Below are 21,308 nucleotides of genomic sequence, written 5' to 3'. Positions count from 1 at the left end.
AGTGAAGAGCGGCACCCGAACGTCCTTCCGTGCTGAGCCCGGTGACGGCACGGCGGACCTGGCCCGGGCCACCAGATTCGTCACCATCGGTACGGCCGCACGCTACCGTCAGTTCAATCCGGCCTGCTCATTGACCCACTGTTGACTCACTGATCTGCGGAGACTGCCACCTCCCGCGCCCACCGGTAGTCCGCCTTGCCGCTCGGCGACCGTTGGATGGAGTCCGCGATCACCAACTGGCGCGGGATCTTGTACCCGGCGAGATGCGTCCGGCAGTGCGTCTGGATCTCGTCCAGCGAGGGCCGCTCCGCACCCGCCCGCAGTTCTACGACGGCGGCCACATGGTTGCCCCATCGCACGTCCGGCACCCCGGCCACCAACGCGTCGTAGACGTCCGGATGGGACTTGAGCGCCTGCTCGACCTCCTCCGGATACACCTTCTCCCCACCGGTGTTGATGCACTGCGAGCCGCGCCCGAGGACCGTGACGACGCCTTCCGCGTCCACGGTCGCCATGTCACCGAGCAGGACCCACCGCTGACCGCCCTTCTCGAAGAAGGTCTCGGCGGTCTTCCTCGGGTCGTTGTAGTAGCCGAGCGGTACGTGACCGCACTGGGCGACCCGGCCGATCTCACCGACCGCGACCGGTTCGTACGTAGCCGGATCGACCACCTGCGTACGGGAGTTGACGCGGATGCGGAACGACTTCCCGGCCCCGGAGTCGGCCGTCGCGGTGCCGTTGAAGCCGGACTCGGACGAACCGTAGTTGTTCAGCAGCATCGTGTTCGGGAGCAGCTCCTGGAACTGCCTGCGCACCGTCTCCGACATGATCGCGCCCGAGGACGACACGCTGAACATCGACGAGCAATCCGTGCCTTTCATGGGCCCGTTGAGGGCGTCGATCAGCGGACGCAGCATCGCGTCGCCGACCAGGGACATGCTGGAGACCTTCTCCTTCTCCACGGTCCGCAGCACCTCCTCCGGCACGAACTTGCGGTGGATCACGATGCGTTGGCCGAAGTTGAAGCCGATGAACGCGGTGAGCGTGGAGGTGCCGTGCATCAGCGGGGGAGTGGGGAAGAACGTGATCCCCGCCCCGCCGGCCGCGACCCGCTCGGCCAACTCCTCGGGTTTCTTGACGGGTTCACCGGTCGGCGCGCCCCCGCCGAGCCCCGAGAAGAACAGGTCCTCCTGGCGCCACATCACGCCCTTGGGCATCCCGGTCGTACCGCCGGTGTAGATGATGAACTGGTCGTCCGCAGACCGCGCCGGGAACCCGCGCCCGGGAGACCCGGTGGCCTCCGCGTCCGTGAAGGCCACGGCGGGCACGTCCGGTCCGTCCGCCTGAGGAGCCCCCACCCGTACCAGGTGCCGCAGTTGCTCCGCACGCGGCAGCGCGGCCGCCACCCGCTCGGTGAACTCCGTGTCGAAGACCAGCGCCACGAGGTCGGCGTCCCGGTAGAGGTACACCAACTCCTCTTCTACGTACCGGTAGTTGACGTTGACCGGCACGACCCGCGCCTTGAGGCAGCCCAGCACCGTCTGCAAGTACTCGACGCCGTTGTAGAGATGGAGCCCGAGATGCTCACCCGGGCGTATCCCGGTGTCGATCAGGTGATGGGCGATCCGGTTCGCGGCAGCATCCAACTCCGCGTAGGTCAGGCGGCGTTCCGCGCCTGTGCCCGGGTGGTCGATGTACACGAGCGCCTCGCGGTCCGGGACCACGTCGACGACCGACTCGAACAGGTCGGCAATGTTGTACTCCACCACTCCTCCTGACATCGGTTCGCCGGTCATCAGAGCAAAGGGCGCGGCAACTGTGAAGGGTCCGCGCAGAAGAAATCTGACTGAGTGTCAGAAACCCCTTGTACTGGCAGGGCGCCTCCTGCAACCTGTTCTCGTTCCGGAGGCGGTACGGCGACGGGAGGACGACCATGAGCGGTACGGAACACCTGACCGTGCGGCGCGAGGGCGCCACACTGGTGCTCACGCTCAACAGGCCCGAGGCCAAGAACGCGCTCTCGTTGCCGATGCTGGTCGGGCTGTACGACGGCTGGGTCGAGGCCGACGCGGACGACGCGATCCGGTCGATCGTGCTGACCGGGGCGGGGGGTGCGTTCTGCGCGGGGATGGATCTCAAGGCCCTGGCCGGCAAAGGCATGGAGGGGCAGCAGTACCGGGATCGGCTCACGGCCGACCCGGATCTGCACTGGAAGGCGATGCTGCGCCACCACCGGCCCCGCAAGCCGGTGATCGCCGCCGTCGAGGGGTACTGCGTGGCCGGCGGTACGGAGATTCTTCAGGGCACGGATATCCGGGTCGCGGGGGAGTCTGCGACCTTCGGGTTGTTCGAGGTCAAGCGTGGGTTGTTCCCGATCGGGGGCTCAACTGTCCGGCTCCAGCGGCAGATTCCGCGTACGCATGCGCTGGAGATGTTGCTGACCGGGCGGCCGTACAGCGCGCGGGAGGCGGCGAGCGTCGGTCTCGTCGGGCATGTCGTGGCGGACGGATCGGCGCTTGCCAAGGCGTTGGAGATTGCCGAACTCGTCAATGGGTGTGGGCCGTTGGCGGTTGAGGCGGTGAAGGCGTCCGTGTATGAGACGGCGGAGCTGACCGAGGCGGAGGGGCTTGCGGCCGAACTCAAGCGCGGCTGGCCGATCTTCGACACCGCTGATGCGAAGGAAGGGGCTCGTGCCTTTGCGGAGAAGCGGGCGCCTGTTTATAAGCGGGCCTAGGTGCTGTGCTGGTCGGTCCGTTTTTGTCCGCGGGTTCGTTGTGGCTGGTCGCGCAGTTCCCCGCGCCCCTGGGCGGGAGTGCTCGGCCCCAACTGTTCAGTTAGGAGAATGCCGTGCCCGAAGTGCTCAAAGCTCCCCTCGTCCTCGAATTTCCCTTTACCCGCTCCCTTGGGCCCGTCCAGAGCGCGTTCCTCACTGGCCTCCGCGAACGTGTCGTCCTCGGGGTGAAGACCGGTGACGGGCGGACCCTTGTCCCTCCCGTCGAGTACGACCCCGTCACCGCCGAGGAGATCCGCGATCTCGTCGAAGTCGCCGCGACCGGCACGGTCACCACCTGGGCCTGGAACCACGAACCCCGGCGCGGTCAGCCGCTCGACACGCCCTTCGCCTGGGTTCTCGTCCGGCTCGACGGAGCCGACACCGCCCTCCTGCATGCCCTGGACGCGCCCGGCCCCGACGCCGTTCGCACCGGCATGCGCGTGCGCGTCCGCTGGGCCGAGGAACGCACCGGCACCATCACGGACATCGCCTGCTTCGAGCCGTACGAAGGCGAGAGCGATGGCGACGAGGGACGCCAACCCGCCGCCCACAGCGGCGAGTTCGAGGACATGGTCACCGGCATCGTGGCCCCGGCTCGGCTCGACTACGTCTACTCGCCCGGCCGTGCCCAGACCGACTACATCCGCGGGCTCTCCGAGCAGCGGACCGTCGGCGAACGCTGCCCCTCCTGCCGGAAGGTGTACGTCCCGCCCAGGGGAGCGTGTCCCACATGTGGTGTGGCCACATCGGAACATGTCGAAGTGGGGCCGCGCGGCACAGTAACCACGTTCTGCATCGTCAACATCAAGGCGAGGAACCTCGACATCGAGGTGCCGTACGTCTACGCGCACATCGCCCTGGACGGTGCCGACCTCGCGTTGCACGGGCGCATCGGCGGGATTCCGTACGACCAGGTGCGCATGGGGCTGCGCGTCGAGGCGGTGTGGAGCGAGGGCGGCCGTTATCCGGACCACTACCGGCCGACCGGCGAGCCCGACGCGGACTACGACGTCTACAAGGAGCTGCTGTGATGCAAGGAGCTGCAGCGATGCGGGAGATCGCCGTCGTCGCCTTCGCGCAGACCGACCACCGGCGCACCACCGACGAGCTCTCCGAGGTGGAGATGCTGATGCCGGTCCTGCACGGCGTCCTCGAACAGACCGGACTCAAGACCGCCGACATCGACTTCACCTGCTCCGGCTCCAGCGACTACCTCGCCGGCCGCGCCTTCTCCTTCACCCTCGCCCTCGACGGCGTCGGCGCCTGGCCACCGATCTCCGAGTCACACGTCGAGATGGACGGCGCCTGGGCCCTCTACGAGGCATGGACCAAGCTGCTCACCGGCGACGCGGACACCGCGCTCGTCTACTCGTACGGCAAGTCGTCCCCGGGCTCGGTACGCGACGTCCTGACCCGACAGCTCGACCCGTACTACGTCGCCCCGTTGTGGCCGGACTCCGTCGCCCTGGCCGCCCTCCAGGCCCAGGCCCTCATCGACGCGGGCGACACCGACGAGCCCGCACTCGCCGCCGTCGCGGCCCGCAGCCGGACCGACGCGAGCGCCAACTCCCATGCGCAGGTGCGGGGTTCGGTGCCGCAGGGCGACTATGTCGTACGACCGCTGCGCACCGGCGACTGTCCGCCGGTCGGTGACGGTGCCGCCGCCGTGATCCTCGCGGCCGGAGACCGGGCCCGCGAGCTGTGCGAGCGGCCCGCCTGGATCAGGGGGATCGACCATCGCATCGAGGCGCACGGGCTGGGCGTACGGGAGTTGACCGACTCGCCGTCGACGCGGCTCGCCGCCGAGAAGGCCGGTGTCTTCGAACGGCCCGTCGACACGGCCGAGTTGCACGCGCCGTTCACCGCGCAGGAGGTCGTCCTGCGCAAGGCGCTGCGCCTCGGTGACGACGTGCGCGTCAACCCGTCCGGGGGCGCCCTCGCCGCCAACCCCGTCATGGCCGCGGGGCTCATCCGCATCGGCGAGGCCGCCGCCCGTATCCACCGGGGCGAGTCCGACCGGGCCCTCGCTCACGCGACCTCCGGCCCCTGTCTGCAACAGAACCTGGTCGCCGTACTCGAAGGGGATCCGCGATGAGCAAGGAGCCCGTGGCCGTCGTAGGGATCGGCCAGACCAAGCATGTCGCCGCGCGGCGGGACGTGTCGATCGCGGGGCTGGTGCGGGAGGCGGCCCAACGGGCGCTGGACGACGCCGAGTTGACGTGGGCCGACATCGACGCCGTGGTCATCGGGAAGGCGCCCGACTTCTTCGAGGGCGTCATGATGCCCGAGCTGTATCTCGCCGACGCGCTGGGCGCCGTGGGAAAGCCCATGCTGCGGGTGCACACCGCCGGGTCGGTGGGCGGGTCCACCGCGCTCGTCGCCGCGAATCTCGTCGCCGCCCGCGTGCACGGCACTGTCCTCACGCTGGCCTTCGAGAAGCAGTCCGAGTCGAACGCCATGTGGGGGCTGTCTCTGCCAATTCCCTTTCAGCAGCCGCTGCTTGCCGGCGCGGGCGGGTTCTTCGCGCCGCACGTGCGCGCCTATATGCGGCGTACCGGGGCGCCCGACACGGTCGGCTCCCTGGTGGCGTACAAGGACCGGCGTAACGCGCTGAAGAACCCGTACGCGCATCTCCACGAGCACGACATCACGCTGGAGAAGGTGCAGGCCTCGCCGATGCTGTGGGACCCGATCCGGTACTCGGAGACCTGCCCGTCCTCGGACGGTGCCTGCGCGATGGTGCTCACCGACCGGGCGGGCGCGGCTCGCGCACCACGTCCGGCGGCCTGGATGCATGGGGGCGCCATGCGGAGCGAACCCACACTGTTCGCCGGAAAGGACTGTGTGTCGCCACAGGCCGGCAAGGACTGCGCCGCCGACGTGTACCAGCAGGCCGGGATCGCCGACCCGCGCCGGGACATCGACGCCGTGGAGATGTACGTGCCGTTCTCCTGGTACGAGCCCATGTGGCTGGAGAACCTCGGATTCGCCGAGGAGGGGGAGGGCTGGAAGCTCACCGAATCGGGCGTGACCGAGCTGGACGGCGACCTTCCCGTGAACATGTCAGGGGGGGTGCTTTCCACCAATCCGATCGGCGCCTCGGGCATGATCCGCTTCGCGGAGGCCGCCCTTCAGGTGCGGGGCCAGGCCGGAGAACACCAGGTGGAGGGCGCTCGACGGGTTCTCGGGCACGCCTACGGCGGCGGATCCCAGTTCTTCTCCATGTGGCTCGTGGGCAGCGAACCCCCCGCCTCCTGAAAGGTCCCCCTCACGTGGCCTGTTGGCATCTGAAGCCGATCGCTAGGCTGGCCGCGGACGACGAATCGGGAGGAGCACGGACGTGGCCGAGAGCACCATCCAGCAGCACCCGCTTGCGGGCTGGGACAAGCCGGAGCTGGACCTCAGTGACGCCGATTGGCACTCAGGCAGCCGTGGACTGGGGGATGTCCAGATCGCTTTTGTCGAGGGATTCATCGCGATGCGCAACAGCGGCCGCCCGGAAAGCCCTTCCTTGATCTTCACGCCCGCGGAATGGGGCGCGTTCGTGTCGGGGGCGCGGGAAGGGGAGTTCGACCTCACCTGAAGGTGACGGTTCCCCGGCGAAGCCTCGGGGGAAGTGCGCACAGGCATCGTCAGCCCGGCCCTCACTCATGAAGGTGGCGGCCGGGCTGGGCGCCTGACGGAAACTCGATGTTGGTCATGTCCTCCGAGAGTGCCCACAGGCGGCGTTGCAGCGACGTGTCGTACGACTGCGGGCTGGAGCGGACCACCTTGGGGAACCCCTTGCTCTGCTGGAATCCGCGGGGGCCGTAGTACTCACCGCCCCGTACGTCCGGGGCGGTCGCGGCACGCAGCACGGGCAGTGCTCCCCTCTCGGGGGACTGCAGGAGCAGCGGCCGGATCGCCGCGAAGGCCGTGCGGGTGAGGGCGGAGGAGTGCGACATCGCGCTCCGGGAACCGGTGGTGTCGGCGCCGCCGGGATGCGCGGCGACGGCCAGCGGCCCATCGGCGGGCAGTCTGCGGTCGAGCTCGTAGGTGAACAGCAGGTTGGCCAGCTTGGAGTGCCCGTACGCGGCCGTCCGGTCGTAGGGGCGTCCGCGCCAGTCGAGGTCGTCGAGATCGATCGGGCCGCCCATGCGGTGGCCCGCGCTGCCGACCGTGACGACGCGGGAGGCGGGCGAGGGCGGCAGCAGGTCCAACAGCAGCCCGGTCAGGGCGAAGTGACCCAGGTGGTTGGTTCCGAACTGGAGCTCGTAGCCGTCCGAGGTCGTCCGGTACGGGGTGTACATCACGCCCGCGTTGTTGATCAGCAGGTCGATCCGGGCGTAGGTGTCTCTCAGCTCCCCGGCCGCGTCGCGGACCGAGGCGAGCGAACTCAGGTCGAGCCGCTGGACGTGCACCCGTGCCGTCGGCGCGACGAGAGCGATCTCCGCCGCCGCATGCTTGCCCTTGTCGGTGTCCCGTACCGCCAGGACCACTTCCGCTCCGCGCAGGGCGAGGGCCTTGGCCGTCTCGAAGCCGATGCCGGTGTTGGCACCTGTGATCACGGCGGTGCGGCCGTGCTGGTCGGGGATGTCCCGGGCTGTCCAGTGCGCGGGCTTCGATCCGGTCACGGGTTCCTCCAGAAGTCGTACGGGGACTAGGCGGTCACGAGGGGGCAACCGTGGCCTGCCTGCCTGCCTGCCTGCCTGCCTGCCTGCCCGTTCGTTTGCTCGCTCGCTCGCTCGTCGAAGGTGAATGCCATTCACCTATGGTTAATAGTGTTAACCTCGGAGGCATGGCAGTCAAACGGCGCCCCACCGGCACCCACCACGGAGATCTGCGCAACGCGCTGGAGGAGGCGGCCCTCGCGCTGGTCGGCGAGCGTGGCCCGCACGGGTTCACCCTCGCCGAGGCGTGCCGGAGGGCCGGGGTGAGCGTGTCGGCCCCCTACAAGCACTTCAGCGACCGGGAGGCACTGCTGGCCTCGCTGGCTCTGAAGGGCTACGAGGAGCAGCGTCGCCGCTACCGCACCGCGCTGGCCGCGCACTCGGATCCGGTCGAGCAGCTGGCGGCCTTCGCGACCGCCTATGTACGGTTCGCCGCCGAGGAGCGCGCCCTCTTCGACATCACCTTCCTGGCCGGCCTCGACAAGAACCGGCACCCCGAGCTGGCCGCGGCGGGCGGTGCCCTGCACGACGACCTGATGCCCGTCACCAGCCGCGTCGCCCCCGACCCGGACGAGGCGTTCGAACTGCTCGTCCAGGTCGCCGCGGCAGCCCACGGTCTGGCCCTGTTCCAGCAGCAGGACATGCTGCCCGGCCCCTGGAACACCTGGTCCTCCGTCGAGCAGCAGGCCGCCCGCACGGCCCGCGCCCTCGCCGGCCGGAAAACCGGCTAGCCGCCCCCGTCACACCCGCTAGTCCTGGAGACCCGCATGACCACCCCGCGCAGCGACTTCGACCAGGCTCTCGACCGCATAGGCAAGGGCAGCCACGTCAGCCTGACCACCTTCCGCCGCAGCGGCCAGGCCGTCCCCACCCCCGTCGGCGGCCTCGTGCAGGACGGCACCCTCTACGTCCTGACACCGCCGGAGACCGGGAAGGTCAAGCGGATCCGCAACAACCCCCAAGTGACCATCGCCCCCTGCAACATGAGAGGCACGGTCCCCGCCGAGGCACCCGCTGTGCGGGCGACCGCCCGGCTCCTGGATCCCGCGGAGACCAGCCGCGTCCAGGAGATGATGAGGCGACGCTTCTTCGTGTACCGCCTGGTGCACCTCCTCGACCGAGTCCTGGGCCGCGAACGCCGACTCGTCGCCATCGCCGTCACCGTCGACGCGTGATCGGCACGCAGTGAGTACATGGGGGTGTCGGACCTGATTTTCCGGACACGCGACCTTGAGAACCCTTCTGGAGCCGGTGCCTGAGCCAGGCTGGCCCCGGAGGGGGAAGGTCCCGTTACTCCGGAGGAGAGGAACCCATGAGCACCCTGCCGGTCATCGCGGCGGTCGACGGTTCGGACGACAGCCTGCGCGCCCTGGACTGGGCCCTCGACACGGCCCGTGGACGCGGGGCGCCGTTGCGGGTCGTCCATGTCTGGCAGTACGCCGCCGCCTGGACACCGCCCGGCGTCCTGGTCGCCGGGCCGCCGGACCCGGACGAGGACGAGGTGCTCGACCAGGTGCGTACATACGTCGAAGGGCGTGCCGACCGGCCGGTCATGGAGTACCTCCGGTTGCAGGGCGCACCGGGCGCCGTACTGCCCGAACTCGGTTCCGCCGCACAGCTGTTGGTGCTCGGCTCGCGTGGCCGCGGCGGCTTCGCCAGCCTGCTGCTCGGCTCCAACGGCATGGCCGCCGCCCGCGACGCGGACTGCCCCGTCGTCGTGGTGCCCAGGCCGGGACGCGAGGTGCACGGCGCGATTCCGGCCGGACCCGGACCCCGCGTGGTCGTCGGGCTGCATGTGGACAGCCCCGACGAGGCCACCCTCTCCTTCGCCTTCGCCGAGGCCGCCCTGCGCGGAGCCCGCCTCCAGGTCGTCGCCGCGTACGCGTGGCCGCCGCAGGCCTGGGCGTCCCCCGGCGAACTCCTCCCGCCGGTCATCGACCAGGACGCCATCGAGAACGAGACCCGCACCCTCACCGAGGCCCTCCTCGCCCCGCACCGCGAACACCACCCGGACGTCCCCACCGAGCCGTACGTCGCCCCGGGCGACGCGGCCGGCCACCTCGTCGCCGCCTCCAAGGACGCCGACCTCGTCGTCGTGGGCCGCCATCGCCGCCGCCTGCTGTCCCCGGCCCGGTTGCTCGGCTCGGTCACCCAGGCGGTGCTGCTGCACGCGGCGAGTCCGGTGGCGGTGGTGCCGCCGACGGCGTTGGAGGAGTGAGCAAGTTCCTTGTGTGTACGGCGACTTGCTCGACAGTGTCACGTCGTGTATGCCGCACAGGCAGGCAGGCAGGCAGGCAGGCAGGTCGGCGGTCACGGCCACAGCAACTGCCTGCGCCACCCCTCGCCTTCGCGGACATACACAAGCCGCGTATGCCGACGCTCCTTGTCGCCCTGCCAGAACTCGACCGACTCCGGGCGCACGGTGTGCAACGTCCAGCCAGGGGCCACGAGGTCGGGCTCGTCCTCAAGGTGTTCCAGGGACTCCTTGACCGCCGCGTCCCGTTCCGCGAGGTCCGCCAGTGGCTGCGACTGGCGGCCGACCAGTGCTTCCGCGCGGGCGCCGGTGCTGCGGGCCAGGAAGTCCGCCGCACTGTCCGCCTTGCCCGCCGCCACGACGGGACCGCGTACGCGGATCTGGCGGGCGAGCGGTGACCAGTAGAACGTCAGGGCGGCGAAAGGACGTTGGGCGAGATCGCGGGCCTTGACGCTGCCGCCGTCCGACGCGAAACGCCAGCCGTCGGGGCCAACGCCCTTGAGGATCAAGGTCCTTGCCGTCGGGTTCCCGTCGGCGCCGGCTGTCGAGACCGTCATCGCGTGCGGCTCGCGCACGCCGGCCTCCAGCGCTCCCAGCAGCCACTCCGTGAACAACTCGGACGGGGTGTCCGGCGCGGCCAAGGGATCGAAGGTGGGCAGTTCGCCCCCGAAGACCTCCAGTTCGCGCAGGAGTTGACGTAGATCGTCCATTGACGTTCGCCTCCGAGCCTGAGGGGGAGATCAATGATCCCATCGTCCGTCTCGGACGGGACTTGATCAAGCGGGGACCGTGCCTCCGCCGTCCCTGGTGGCACAGGAAAACCGGCCGGTACGCCTTCGCCGACTACCGGGTCGCGCGACCCTCGGGAAGCGTACGCTGAGGTCCCTGTAGCTCACGGTGCGCGTTCGCTCCCCGCGCGGGCGCACCACCGTGGCAGGGGGTATGGCATGGGGCAGCGGAGTGCGCGCAGCAGGAGGACACTCTTCGAACGGGAGAGTGAACTCGCCGCCGTGGACGAGGCGTTGGGGGAACTCACCGGTCTGCGCACGGACGGCGGCGAACCGGGTGACCGGCCGCGCGGTGCGCTGCTCGCCTTCGCGGGGCGGGCCGGTATCGGCAAGACGACCCTCCTCACCGAAGTGCGCCGTCGCGCCGCCGCCCAGGGCTGCACCGTGCTCTCCGCGCGAGGCGGCGACCAGGAACAGCGCGTCGCCTTCCACGTCGCCCGACAGTTACTGCAACCGCAGTTCGCCGGCTCGGCCGACGCCGATCTCCGCTCCTCGCTGGGGAGTTGGTACGACATCGTCGGCCCCGCCCTCGGCCTGTGCGCACCCACGGAAGGCTCACCGCCCGACCAGCAGGGTCTGCGCGACGGTCTCGACTGGGTGGTCACCCACCTCGCGGTGCAGCGCGCCCCGATGGTCCTCGTCCTCGACGACGCGCACTGGGCCGATCCCGAATCCCTGGGCTGGCTGGCCGCGTTCGCGCCTCGGGCCGAGCAACTCCCTTTGCTGGTCGTCGTCGCGTACCGCCCGGACGAACTCCCCGACCACGCCGAGTCGTTCAGGGGACTGCCCGGCCGGGCCGGCGGACGCCCCCTCGACCTCGAACCGCTCAGCGTCGCCGCCGTAGCCGACCTGGTGCGGGAGACGCTCGGCGAGCACGCGGACGACGCGTTCTGCCACGAGTGCTGGGCCGTCACCGCCGGGAACCCCTTCGAGACCGTCGAACTCACCGCCAAGATCCACGACCGCGGCCTGAACCCCACCGAGGCCGGGGCCTACCAACTGCGCGACCTCGCCGCCGCCGTCAAGGGCAGCGGTCTCACCACCCGCCTCGAACGCCTCGGCACCTCGACCGTCCGCTTCGCCTGGGCCTGCTCGGTCCTCGGCACCGAGCCCCATCCGATGCTCGCCGCCGCCGTCGCCGGACTCGGCCACGAGGAGGCCGCCGACGCCGTCGACGCACTGCGCGGCGCCCGCATCCTCACCGGCACGTTGACCGCCGCGGGCGCCCTCGAATTCGTGCACCCGCTCATCGCCACCGCCGTCTACCGGGCCATCCCGGCAGGCGTCCGCGTGGCCCTGCACGGCCAGGCCGCCTGGTGCGTCATCAACGAGGGCCAGGGCCCCTCCGCCGCCGCCCGCCACCTCATGGAGACCCACCCCGACGGCGACAACTGGGTGGTGCAGCAACTCCGCGCGGCAGCCGGCGAGACCCTGCGCGCGGGCGCCCCCGACACCGCCCGCAGCTACCTGGCCCGCGCCCTGCGCGAACCCCCGCCCTTCGACGACCGGGCCGCCGTCCTGTACGAACTGGGTAGCGCCTCCCTGCTCACCGAACCGGCGACCACCGTCAACCACTTTCGGGCCGCCCTCGAAGAGCCGATCAGCGACGCCGGCCTGCGGCAGAACATCGTCTACCGGCTCTCCCAGGTCCTCGCCCACAGCGACCGCCTCGCCGAGGCCTCCGACACCCTCGCCCGCGAGATCCGCGTCACCGAGGACGCCCGGGTCAAACTCCGCATGCTCTCCGAGCAGTTCATGTGGGACGCCTTCCGCGCCGACGAACCCGACCACCCCTCGCGCTCCCGCCGCCTCACCAAACTCGCCGACCGTCTCAAGGGCCGCGACCTCACCGAGCGGTACATCATCGGCCTGCGCACCTGGGACGCCGTGCTCCGTGGTGAACCCGCACATGTGGCCCTGCACCATGCCGAACGCGCGTTGAGTGGTGGTCTCGGCTGGGCCGAGGCCGACCGTGGCTTCGAGGTGCCGGTGCTGGTCGCCCTCACCTTCATGTACTGCGACCGGCCGGGCCGCGCGGAGGAACTCTTCGCCACCGGCATCGCCGACTTCGAACAACAGGGCTGGCGCGGCGCCCACCTGTCCTTCGGGTACACCTTCCTCGGCTACCTCCGCTACCGGCGTGGCCGCCTCGCCGAGGCCGAGGACTTCGCCCGCGCGGGCCTGCGCCTCGCCGAACGCGTCGGACCCGGCACCCCCGTCTACTGGTACGGCACCGGCATCCTCATCGAGGTCCTGCTGGCCCGCGGCCGGGTCGAGGAAGCCGTACAACTCGCCGAGGACCACGCCTTCGCGGAACCCTTCCCGGCCGCCGTCGTCTTCCCGGACGCCCAGACCGTGTACGGCGAACTGCTCCTGGCCCGCGGCCTAGCCAAGGAGGCAGCCGCCGAACTGGCCGCCGCCGGCCGCCGATTGGACCCGCGCGGTATCCGCAACCCCGCGTGGTGCCCCTGGCAGCTCCACCTTGCCCGCGCCGAACGCCACGACACCCCCGAGCGCGCCGTCGCCACCGCCCACGAAGCGGTCGCCCGCGCCCGCCAGTTCGGCACCCCGTCCGCCATCGGCCAGGCCCTGCGCATCGCCGCCGAGGTCGCCACCGGCTCGGCCCGCGCCAAACTCCTGGAAGAGTCCGTCACCCACCTCGAACGCTCCCCGGCCGCCTACGAGTTGGCCTGCGCCCTCGTCGGCCTGGGCGCCGAACTCCGCCGCGTAGGCCGGTCCAAGGAAGCCGGCGACCACCTCTACCGAGGCCTCGACGCAGCCATCCAATGCGGCGCCGACGGCCTCGCGGACACGGCCCGCGCCGAACTGGCGGCAGCAGGCTTACGCCCCCGCCGCCTCCACAGCACCGAGACCGACACCCTCACGACCCAGGAACGCGCCGCCGCAACCCTGGCGGCCCAAGGCGGCACCGACCACGAGATAGCTGTAGAACTCCACACGGACGAGCAGACGGCAGTACGCCTCCTGTCAGCGGCCTACCGAAAACTGGGCACGGACCACACAGGCCTGGAAACGGCACTATTCAAGCCAACGTAGGCCCGAACCCCCTAGGGGCGCGGGGAACTGCGCGCTCAGCCCCTATGCGCCCGCACTCGACCACGCACCCGCACTCGGCCACGGCCACATCGCCGAACGGCACCCCGTACCATGGCTTCATGTCGTTCCTCCGCCGCCGCAGCGCCACCCCCGCCGGCCCCGAATTCGATGTGCTGGCCATGGACCCGGGCGACTGGCCCGGCAACCTCGGTGCCGGTCTGCTGCCCGCCCCCGACGGCACCTGCCAGGGCGTGTTCCTGCGGTACGACCTCTTCGGCGGCCGCGGCCCCGCGATGGTCATCGGCAATCTGCCGGAGGGCTCCCCGGCCCGTGACGTCGCCGAGGACGAGATCCCCTTCGAGGTCGCGCAACTGCTCCTCGCGCTGGAGAACGACGAGGAGGTGACCGTCGTCGGCGTCGAGGACATGCCGGTGATGCAGGGCGACAACCTGCTGATCGTGCGGCGCCTCAAGCTCTCCGAGAGCCGGATCTCCTGCGTCCAGTTCGACCGCAGCGACAACGTCCTGGTGACCATCGCCGCCTGGGACCGCCCCATCACGGACGACCTCTACGCCCTGCTGAAACCGCTCCCGGCGGAACTGTTCCAGCAGGGCTGAGGCGGCCGCTACCGGCTGGACCGCTCCACCGTCACGTCGGCGGCGCGCACGAACTCCACCCGGTGGCCGTACTGGATCTCGTAGTAGAGATCCTTTCCTACGACGACCTTGTGCGAGTCGGTGGTGAAGGTGACCGCGTAGTAGTACTCGCCGGGCACCTTGTCACCGACCACGTACTTCTGGCCCTTGAGCAGCTTGTACGGCAGCGGGGAGATCGCCTGGGCGGGCACTCCCGCCGGATAGGCCGAGGCCTCCGGGTAGGCGCGGCCGTACACCGGGACGCTGTCCACACCCTCCTTCGGCGTCACCACCAAGCCCGCGGCCTTCACCGCGGTGGGGTGCTTCTGCGGGTTCTTGAACCAGGCCTCCTGACCCAGGTACCAGATCGCGGTCCAGTCCCCGGAGCGGTCGGCCACCGCGTACTGCTGCCCGGTGGACACGCGTGAGGAGAGGTCGTTGACCCCGGTGGTCGGGGTCGTTCCGAGGCCGATGTCCTTGATCAGGGGGTAGGTCTCGCCGGGTCCGGAGTACAGCCGGACCTCGCTCGACCCGTGCACCGCGCACGGCTGGCCGGCGGTGACGCAGCCCGTGTACACCGGCTGGTTGCGGGCGTAGTCGGGGCGGATGGTCACCAGGCCGCCGCCCTTCTTCGCGGTCTGCTTGACCGGGTGGCCCAGCAGGTCGAAGTAGTGCGCCCAGTCCCAGTACGGGCCCGGGTCCGTGTGCATCCCGGGGACCGTGGACGTGGTCGGCCCCGGCACGTTGTCGTGGCCGAGGATGTGCTGCCGGTCCAGCGGGATGCCGTACTTCCTGGTCAGGTACGTCACCAGGCGTGCCGACGAGCGGTACATCGCCTCCGTGTACCAGGCGTCCGGCGAGGCGAGGAAGCCCTCGTGCTCGATGCCGATCGACTTGGCGTTGATGTACCAGTTGCCCGCGTGCCAGGCCACGTCCTTGGCCTTCACATGCTGGGCGATGAGACCGTCGGTGGAGCGGATCGTGTAGTTCCAGGACACATAGGTGGGGTCCTGGACCAGGTTCAGGACACCGGCCCACTGGCCTTCCGTGTCATGGATGACGATGTACTTGATGCTCTGCGACGCGGGCCGGTCGCCCAGGTCGTGGTTGCCGTAGTCGTCGTTCCCGAACTGGGAGTACGGCGCCGGGATCCACTCGCAGGACACCTTCTTCGGGCACTCGGTGCCGTCGGCGGAGACGGTGCGCAGGCCGGTCTCCCTCAGCTGCGCGGTGTCGGGCGCCAGGTCCGGCTGGGCGGCCAGGGCGACCTGCTGCCCGGCGTCCGTGGTGCGCGCCTCGCCGGTGTGGATCACGTCGTAGACATCGTTGGCATACGCGGCGGCCGTCGCCGTGTCGTCGGCGCCGGAGAAGCGCGCGATCGCGCCGTACCAGTCGGCCGGGTCCGCGCTCAGCGACTCGCCGAGGCCCTTCTGGGCGTCGGCCAGCAGTGCGGCGCCGCCGGCCACGTTGGCGGTCTCGTCGGTACGGAGGTCGGTCGCCGGAAGACCGGTCAGCTCGGCAGCCTTCGTCAACGTCCTGAGCCGGGCCGGGAGTTGGGAGTCCGCCGGGATCTGCGCGGTCGGGTGCAGGGCAGTGCGGGCGCTGTCGCCGCGGGGGTCCTCGGAGCCCTCGCTCAGGTGCTCCGTCGCGGCGAGGGCGGTGCGGGCGTCCGTGAGGTGCATCGGACCGTAGCCGCCGGTCACGCTCGGCGCTCCGCCGTGCGTGTCCCAGCGGGACTGGAGATAGGACACGGCCAGCAGCACCGTCTGCGGCACGTGGTACTCGGCGGACGCCGACGCGAACGCCCGCTGGAGGGTGGCGGCGGAGGAGTCGGCGGGGCTCGCCGAGGGAGCCGCGCCCAGCAGGGGCAGCAGCAGGGCGGCGGTGGCGAGCGCGCCGGCGGACCGGCGCGCGCGTCTGTGCCCGGGAGAGCGGGTGGGGTCGGTCGAGGATCCTCGCAATGCAGCCTCCTGGGACGGTGGGATTGTCATGAACCGTGCGGGGCCGGGCGTGCGTCAGTGGTACCGGCTGGCCGACGATCCGTCAATCATGCCCAGAGGAAGGCGATTTCCCATGTCAACGGGGGATGCGAGGAGTTTCGTGGCGGCGACTCCCGGGCCTGCGGGGCGTCAGTGGAGTACACCAATGGGGGAGTGTGGGGCCCGGGCAGATATGTGTAGGCCGGACACATAGGGGCCGGCCATATGTCGGCCGGACACACGAAGGTCCGGGGTGCGCCGCTGCAGGGCGCACCCCGGACCCTCGTCCCCGTCAGCGAGTGCCGACCGCCGCACGCACGGCCCGTCGGGCCATCTGGCAGTCGTCGTGCAGCCGCCTCAGCAGCAGCCGTTGTTCCTCGCCGGACGGCGCAGCACCCGGGTGGGCCACCACTCCCGGTGCCGCCGGGGTCGAGTCGTGCATCGAACGCTGCACGGCCATCTCGTAGGTACGGATCTCGCGGGTCAGCACCAGCATCAGGTTCACCAGGAAGGCGTCACGCGAGGCCGGTCCCGCCGACTGCGCGATCTGACTGATCTGCCGCCGGGCCACCGGCGCGTCCCCGAGGACCGCCCACAGCGTGGCCAGGTCGTAGCCCGGCAGGTACCAGCCGGCGTGCTCCCAGTCCACCAGCACCGGACCGGCCGGTGAGAGAAGGATGTTGGACAGCAGGGCGTCACCGTGACAGAACTGGCCCATCCCGCCCCGGCCCGCCGAGTGCGCGATGCCGTGCAGCAGCTTCTGCAGATCTCCCATGTCCCGGTCGGTGAGCAGCCCCAGCTCGTGGAAGCGGGAGATACGGGCCGCGTAGTCCAGCGGGGCGTCGAACGTGCCCGCCGGCGGCCGCCAGGCGTTCAGCCGGCAGATGGAGCCGAGCGCCGCCCGGATGTCCGCCCGCGGCGGGGCCTCCGCCGGGTGCCGGTGCAGCGCCGCCACCCGGCCCGGCATCCGCTCGATGACCAGCGTGCAGTTGTCCGGGTCCGCCGCGATCAGCCGCGGCACCCGCACCGGCGGGCGGTGCCGGACGAACGAGCGGTACGCCGCTATCTCGTGCCGGATCCGCTCGGCCCACGCGGGGGAGTGGTCCAGTAAACACTTCGCAACAGCCGTGCTGCGTCCGGTCGTTCCGACCAGAAGCACCGAGCGCCCGTTGCGGCGTAGCACCTGCACCGGAGCGAACTCCGGGCAGATCCGGTGCACCGACGCGATCGCCGTACGCAGCTGGGCGCCCTGAGGGCCGGACAAGTCGAGTCTCCCGCTGAGGGGTTGGGGGCCGAGCCCGGGAACGCGCCGCGGCCTGCCCGCACCGAGCACGGGGGCGGCCGCCGGCCGCGCCGGGTCGAGGTAGGGGCCGCCGGCGCCCGGGCGGGGGTGCAGCGACCGGGGCGGGGCGGACACGGAGGACGATGCTGTGTACATGGGAGATACAGATCCCTTCGTGTGCCTGCAGTGCCTGTCCAAACAAGCGCGCTGCCCGGCCCGGTCCCACGGGATCACCCTGGGGAATGTCCCTCGGTGACCGGGTCGGGGTGGCGCGTTCCTACCTGACACCAGATGCGCAGTGGCACACCATCTGGCGGACCCTGGCGAACCCTGGCGAATAGTCGCCCGGCAACCCGCGCCGGGCTATGTTCAAGTCAGCCGAGAACCTGGGGGCTTGACGTGAACGGACAACCCAACTCCCGTCTCTCGGACCTGTTCGGCCTGGCCGGCTGGTCCAAGGGCGAGCTCGCGCGGCGGGTCAACCGGCAGGCGGCGGCCATGGGCCACCCCCAGCTGTCGACCGACACCTCGCGGGTACGGCGTTGGATCGACACGGGAGAGATCCCGCGCGATCCGGTGCCGAGGGTGCTGGCGGCTCTGTTCACCGAGCGTCTCGGCCGTGTCGTGACCATTGAGGACCTCGGTCTGGTCCGGCACGGGCGTACGGGAAAACGGCCCGACGACGGGAGTGTGGAACATCCCGACGGTGTGCCGTGGGCGCCCGAACGGACAGCTGCGGTCCTCACCGAATTCACGGGAATGGACCTCATGCTCAACCGACGCGGCTTGGTGGGCGCGGGCGCCGCGCTCGCCGCAGGCTCCGCACTCAGCAGCGCCATGTACGCATGGCTGCACTCCGATCCGACTCTTTCCACCGACGCTCCCCGGTTCGACGATCCCCTGCACGCCGACCCCGCTGGGTTCGACCGCTACGAGGCCGCCCCCATCGGGTCGCAGGAGATCGAGGAACTGGAGGAGTCCGTCAAGGTGTTCCGCGCCTGGGACGCGGCCCGCGGCGGCGGGCTGCAACGCAAGGCCGTGGTGGGACAGCTCAACGAGGTGGGCGGCATGCTCGCCTACCGGCACCCCGCCGATCTGCAGCGGCGCCTGTGGGGCGTCGCCGCCAATCTCGCCGTACTCGCGGGCTGGATGTCGCACGACGTCGGCCTGGAGCCCACGGCCCAGAAGTACTTCGTCATCGCCGCCCACGCGGCCCGTGAGGGCGGCGACCGGCCCCGCGCCGGGGAGGCGCTCTCACGGGCGGCTCGCCAGATGGTGCACCTGGGCCGGCCCGACGACGCACTCGATCTCATGAAACTCGCCAAGACCGGCTCCGGCGACGAGGTGCTGCCGCGCACCCAGGCGATGCTCTGCACCATCGAGGCCTGGGCACAGGCGTCGATGGGCAAGGGACAGGCCATGCGCCGCACCCTCGGCCAGGCGGAGGACCTCTTCGTCTCCGACCGCGGCGACGTACCGCCCCCGAGCTGGATGCAGACGTTCAAGGAGGAGGATCTCTACGGCATGCAGGCCCTGGCCTACCGCACCCTGGCCGAGCACGAGCCCGGAGCGGCCGTGCACGCCCAGTACTTCGCGGCGAAGGCCCTGGCGCTGCGGGTCGACGGACGGCAGCGGTCGAAGATCTTCGACTTCCTGTCGATGGCCTCGGCCTGTTTCATCGCCGACGACCCCGAACAGGCGGACAGGTACGCGCGGTTGGCCCTGGCGTCGATGGGATCGAACTCCTCCCACCGCACCTGGGACCGGCTGCGCGAGATGTACCGGCTCACCGCCCAGTACGCCGGCTATCCGAGGATCCACGAACTGCGGGAGGAGATCGCACTCGCCCTGCCGAAGATCCAGTCGAGGAGCCCGAGGGCCAAGGGCGGCAACAGCGCACAGGCGTAGGGGATTTGTGCGACTCCTTCCGCACAAGGAGTTCGTACAGCCGCTTCTTTCCCAGGTCGTGCTGTCTTTCTCAGGTCGTCCTGGCGACGAGCACGCACGCGTCGTCCGCGCGCTCGGTGTCGCCGAACTCCTCCACGACCATCCGCACGCAGTCCTGTGCGGTGCGCGCCTCGCCGAACCGCGGGGCCAGGTCGAGGAGCTGGCGCACGGCGGCCTCTCCGCTGTGCCCCGGCACCAGTCCGTCGGTGTGCAGCAGGAGCACGTCGCCTGCTTCGAGGGTTTCCTCGGCCTGTCCGTAGGCCGCCCCCGAGGTGGCGCCGAGGAGGACGCCGTCCGGTGCGCTCAGCACGCGCCCCGTCCCGCCGCGGAACAGCAGCGGGGCGGGGTGTCCCGCCTGCGCCCAGGCCAGGGTGCGGGTCTCGGGCCGGTAGCGGCAGCACACCGCGCTGCCCAGGGCCGGTTGGACGGTGGCGTCGAGTAACTGGTTGAGCCAGGACATCAGTTGACCGGGCTCGGTGCCCGCCATCGCCATGCCGCGCAGGGCGCCGAGCAGCATCGCCATGCCCGAGGTGACGGCGACACCGTGTCCGGTGAGGTCGCCGACGCTCAACAGCGTTGCTCCGTCGGACAGTTGGAGCGCGTCGTACCAGTCGCCGCCGATCAGCGCGCTCGTGGAGGAGGGCAGATAGCGGGCGGCCAGGTCCAGGGTCTCCGGCCCCTGGTGCGGGAGCCGCAGGGAGCCGCGCCACGGCGGCAGCACGGCCTCCTGCAGCTCGACCGCGAGCCGGCGCTCGGTCTGCGCGTGGTGCCGGTGGAGCTGCAGCGAGTCACGGGTCTCGCTCACCGTCCGCTGGCTGCGGCGCAGTTCGCTGACGTCCCGCAGCACGGCCCACATCGAGGCGGTGCCGCCGTCGGCGTCGAGCACGGGCTCGCCCATCATGTGCACGGTCCGTACGGAACCGTCGGGCCGTACGATGCGGAACTCGCCGTCGATGGGCTTGGCGTCGATCAGGCAGTCCGTGACCATCGCGGTCAGCGCGGGCCGGTCCTCGTCGAGGATCAGGGACGGCAGTTCGTCCAGAGTGAGCGGGGGAGCGGACGGGTCACGGCCGAGGATCTGGTACAGCTCCCCGGACCAACTCGCCTCGTCCGTCAGCAGATTCCACTCCGCGCTGCCGACCCGGCTGAGCAGCGAGTCGTCACGAGGCGCTTCCGGTACGGCAGTCGGGGTCGGCGCCGCTTCCACGGTCGTCGGCACGGGCGGCGGGCCGTCCCGCAGTTGGGCCAAGTGTTCGTCGAGATCGTTGAGTTGATGCAGCGCCAGATCGCACAGCGCCCGCTGCCACCGCTCTCGCGGGTCCGCACCGTCGTGCTGCGCGTCCCGTCGTACGGCGTCCACGTCGCCCATGAGCCGCCGCGCCTGCGATATCAGCGCGTCGACCGAACCACGCGCGGGCGGCTGGGCGGCGGGGCGGTCCGCGGAGAGGTGGGACGGCATGACGCACTCCGATGCGGGGACGGTACGACCAAGGCGGATGGAGGGACCGGTTACGACTGTCGCACAGGCTGCGACGCCCTGTAAGGGATTTGGCAACACACGATCCGGTGGTGCTTCTGGCATATGCCAGCGTCTACACGGGCGACTGGTGCCGTGCTCGTGGCGCGGCTGTCCTGGTGGGGCAAGTCGTATGCGCCGTACGCGAGTTGAAGGACTGATTACCCTTCCGGGTCGTCATTCAACCACCTGTTCGACGGCCTGCCGTTCCCGTGCGGCGCGGACGCCTGGGGCGAGGCTGAAAAGTGTTGTTCAAGTGAGTGATCCGCAGTACGCAACAGCCATTTTGAGACTTTGCTTTGTTATAGCCATGACAATTCTGTGAGCGTGATGCCACGCTGCTGTGCACCACGCTCACCGAGCGTTCACTCCTCCCTCACCCTTCCTCCCCGCACCCGCACCCGCGCGCTCGCCGGACGGCCGTACCC

Annotated in this window: 17 protein-coding genes; 11 read left to right on the top strand and 6 right to left on the bottom strand. The window is 70.4% G+C overall.

Annotated features, from left to right (window positions below):
* Positions 1-146: 146 nt before the first annotated feature.
* Positions 147-1,766 carry an acyl-CoA synthetase gene (locus OG407_RS05105; RefSeq protein WP_405855395.1) on the bottom strand — a complete coding sequence of 540 codons (1,620 nt, stop codon included), beginning with the start codon at positions 1,764-1,766 and terminating at the stop codon, positions 147-149.
* A gap of 167 nt (positions 1,767-1,933) precedes the next feature.
* Here OG407_RS05105 and OG407_RS05100 point away from each other — a divergent pair, with 167 nt between their 5' ends.
* The 5 genes from OG407_RS05100 (at position 1,934) to OG407_RS05080 (ending at position 6,356) form a co-directional block, all read left to right on the top strand.
* Positions 1,934-2,734 carry a crotonase/enoyl-CoA hydratase family protein gene (locus OG407_RS05100; RefSeq protein ID WP_405855393.1) on the top strand — a complete coding sequence of 267 codons (801 nt, stop codon included), beginning with the start codon at positions 1,934-1,936 and terminating at the stop codon, positions 2,732-2,734.
* A gap of 113 nt (positions 2,735-2,847) precedes the next feature.
* On the top strand, positions 2,848-3,804 hold the full coding sequence (locus OG407_RS05095; RefSeq protein ID WP_405855391.1) for a Zn-ribbon domain-containing OB-fold protein: 957 nt from the start codon (positions 2,848-2,850) through the stop codon (positions 3,802-3,804).
* Positions 3,804-4,868, top strand: coding sequence for a thiolase domain-containing protein (locus tag OG407_RS05090; protein WP_403594314.1), 1,065 nt, complete (start codon positions 3,804-3,806; stop codon positions 4,866-4,868). Before OG407_RS05095 ends, OG407_RS05090 begins: the two co-directional genes overlap by 1 nt.
* Positions 4,865-6,031, top strand: a complete 1,167-nt coding sequence (locus tag OG407_RS05085; protein ID WP_405855389.1) for a thiolase domain-containing protein — start codon at positions 4,865-4,867, stop codon at positions 6,029-6,031. Before OG407_RS05090 ends, OG407_RS05085 begins: the two co-directional genes overlap by 4 nt.
* A gap of 82 nt (positions 6,032-6,113) precedes the next feature.
* Positions 6,114-6,356, top strand: a complete 243-nt coding sequence (locus tag OG407_RS05080) for a DUF397 domain-containing protein (RefSeq protein WP_019057879.1) — start codon at positions 6,114-6,116, stop codon at positions 6,354-6,356.
* Positions 6,357-6,417: 61 nt separating this feature from the next.
* Here the strand turns inward: OG407_RS05080 and OG407_RS05075 are convergent, their stop codons facing one another.
* Positions 6,418-7,386 (bottom strand): oxidoreductase, encoded by a 969-nt coding sequence (locus OG407_RS05075; RefSeq protein WP_405855387.1) that lies wholly within the window; start codon positions 7,384-7,386, stop codon positions 6,418-6,420.
* A gap of 164 nt (positions 7,387-7,550) precedes the next feature.
* Between OG407_RS05075 and OG407_RS05070 the strand changes: the two genes are divergently transcribed.
* The 3 genes from OG407_RS05070 to OG407_RS05060 all read left to right on the top strand — a co-directional run bounded on the left by OG407_RS05070 (position 7,551) and on the right by OG407_RS05060 (position 9,640).
* Entirely contained in the window at positions 7,551-8,153 is a 603-nt protein-coding gene (locus tag OG407_RS05070) for a TetR/AcrR family transcriptional regulator (protein ID WP_405855385.1), read from the top strand.
* 36 nt (positions 8,154-8,189) lie between these two features.
* Complete coding sequence (locus OG407_RS05065) at positions 8,190-8,597, top strand: PPOX class F420-dependent oxidoreductase (RefSeq protein ID WP_405855383.1); 408 nt, start codon at positions 8,190-8,192, stop codon at positions 8,595-8,597.
* 137 nt (positions 8,598-8,734) lie between these two features.
* On the top strand, positions 8,735-9,640 hold the full coding sequence (locus OG407_RS05060; protein ID WP_405855382.1) for a universal stress protein: 906 nt from the start codon (positions 8,735-8,737) through the stop codon (positions 9,638-9,640).
* A 92-nt stretch (positions 9,641-9,732) separates the two neighbouring features.
* Here OG407_RS05060 and OG407_RS05055 read toward each other — a convergent pair whose 3' ends face one another.
* Positions 9,733-10,386, bottom strand: coding sequence for a pyridoxal 5'-phosphate synthase (locus OG407_RS05055; protein ID WP_405855380.1), 654 nt, complete (start codon positions 10,384-10,386; stop codon positions 9,733-9,735).
* 237 nt (positions 10,387-10,623) lie between these two features.
* Between OG407_RS05055 and OG407_RS05050 the strand changes: the two genes are divergently transcribed.
* Entirely contained in the window at positions 10,624-13,521 is a 2,898-nt protein-coding gene (locus OG407_RS05050) for an ATP-binding protein (RefSeq protein WP_405855378.1), read from the top strand.
* A 119-nt stretch (positions 13,522-13,640) separates the two neighbouring features.
* Positions 13,641-14,138: a hypothetical protein gene (locus OG407_RS05045; protein WP_033280692.1), complete on the top strand. Its 498-nt coding sequence runs from the start codon at positions 13,641-13,643 to the stop codon at positions 14,136-14,138.
* Between the two features lie 8 nt (positions 14,139-14,146).
* Here the strand turns inward: OG407_RS05045 and OG407_RS05040 are convergent, their stop codons facing one another.
* Positions 14,147-16,117 carry an N-acetylmuramoyl-L-alanine amidase gene (locus OG407_RS05040; protein WP_405855376.1) on the bottom strand — a complete coding sequence of 657 codons (1,971 nt, stop codon included), beginning with the start codon at positions 16,115-16,117 and terminating at the stop codon, positions 14,147-14,149.
* A 310-nt stretch (positions 16,118-16,427) separates the two neighbouring features.
* Positions 16,428-17,573 carry an aminoglycoside phosphotransferase family protein gene (locus OG407_RS05035; RefSeq protein ID WP_365306182.1) on the bottom strand — a complete coding sequence of 382 codons (1,146 nt, stop codon included), beginning with the start codon at positions 17,571-17,573 and terminating at the stop codon, positions 16,428-16,430.
* Positions 17,574-17,816: 243 nt separating this feature from the next.
* Between OG407_RS05035 and OG407_RS05030 the strand changes: the two genes are divergently transcribed.
* Positions 17,817-19,325 carry a hypothetical protein gene (locus OG407_RS05030; protein WP_405855374.1) on the top strand — a complete coding sequence of 503 codons (1,509 nt, stop codon included), beginning with the start codon at positions 17,817-17,819 and terminating at the stop codon, positions 19,323-19,325.
* A 70-nt stretch (positions 19,326-19,395) separates the two neighbouring features.
* Here OG407_RS05030 and OG407_RS05025 read toward each other — a convergent pair whose 3' ends face one another.
* On the bottom strand, positions 19,396-20,823 hold the full coding sequence (locus tag OG407_RS05025) for a PP2C family protein-serine/threonine phosphatase (RefSeq protein ID WP_405855372.1): 1,428 nt from the start codon (positions 20,821-20,823) through the stop codon (positions 19,396-19,398).
* Positions 20,824-21,308: the final 485 nt, after the last annotated feature.

Source organism: Streptomyces sp. NBC_01515 (assembly GCF_045040345.1).
Lineage (GTDB): Bacteria > Actinomycetota > Actinomycetes > Streptomycetales > Streptomycetaceae > Streptomyces.
This window is presented reverse-complemented; position numbering and strand designations above follow the sequence as displayed.

What these genes read in the sequence shown, in the direction of transcription:
- OG407_RS05050 (WP_405855378.1), top strand. Translation starts at nt 10,624, where the DNA reads ATGGGGCAGCGGAGTGCGCGCAGCAGGAGGACACTCTTCGAACGGGAG.
- OG407_RS05060 (WP_405855382.1), top strand. Translation starts at nt 8,735, where the DNA reads ATGAGCACCCTGCCGGTCATCGCGGCGGTCGACGGTTCGGACGACAGC.
- OG407_RS05070 (WP_405855385.1), top strand. Translation starts at nt 7,551, where the DNA reads ATGGCAGTCAAACGGCGCCCCACCGGCACCCACCACGGAGATCTGCGC.
- OG407_RS05045 (WP_033280692.1), top strand. Translation starts at nt 13,641, where the DNA reads ATGTCGTTCCTCCGCCGCCGCAGCGCCACCCCCGCCGGCCCCGAATTC.
- OG407_RS05085 (WP_405855389.1), top strand. Translation starts at nt 4,865, where the DNA reads ATGAGCAAGGAGCCCGTGGCCGTCGTAGGGATCGGCCAGACCAAGCAT.
- OG407_RS05100 (WP_405855393.1), top strand. Translation starts at nt 1,934, where the DNA reads ATGAGCGGTACGGAACACCTGACCGTGCGGCGCGAGGGCGCCACACTG.
- OG407_RS05025 (WP_405855372.1), bottom strand. Translation starts at nt 20,823, where the DNA reads ATGCCGTCCCACCTCTCCGCGGACCGCCCCGCCGCCCAGCCGCCCGCG.
- OG407_RS05035 (WP_365306182.1), bottom strand. Translation starts at nt 17,573, where the DNA reads ATGTACACAGCATCGTCCTCCGTGTCCGCCCCGCCCCGGTCGCTGCAC.
- OG407_RS05065 (WP_405855383.1), top strand. Translation starts at nt 8,190, where the DNA reads ATGACCACCCCGCGCAGCGACTTCGACCAGGCTCTCGACCGCATAGGC.
- OG407_RS05055 (WP_405855380.1), bottom strand. Translation starts at nt 10,386, where the DNA reads ATGGACGATCTACGTCAACTCCTGCGCGAACTGGAGGTCTTCGGGGGC.
- OG407_RS05090 (WP_403594314.1), top strand. Translation starts at nt 3,804, where the DNA reads ATGCAAGGAGCTGCAGCGATGCGGGAGATCGCCGTCGTCGCCTTCGCG.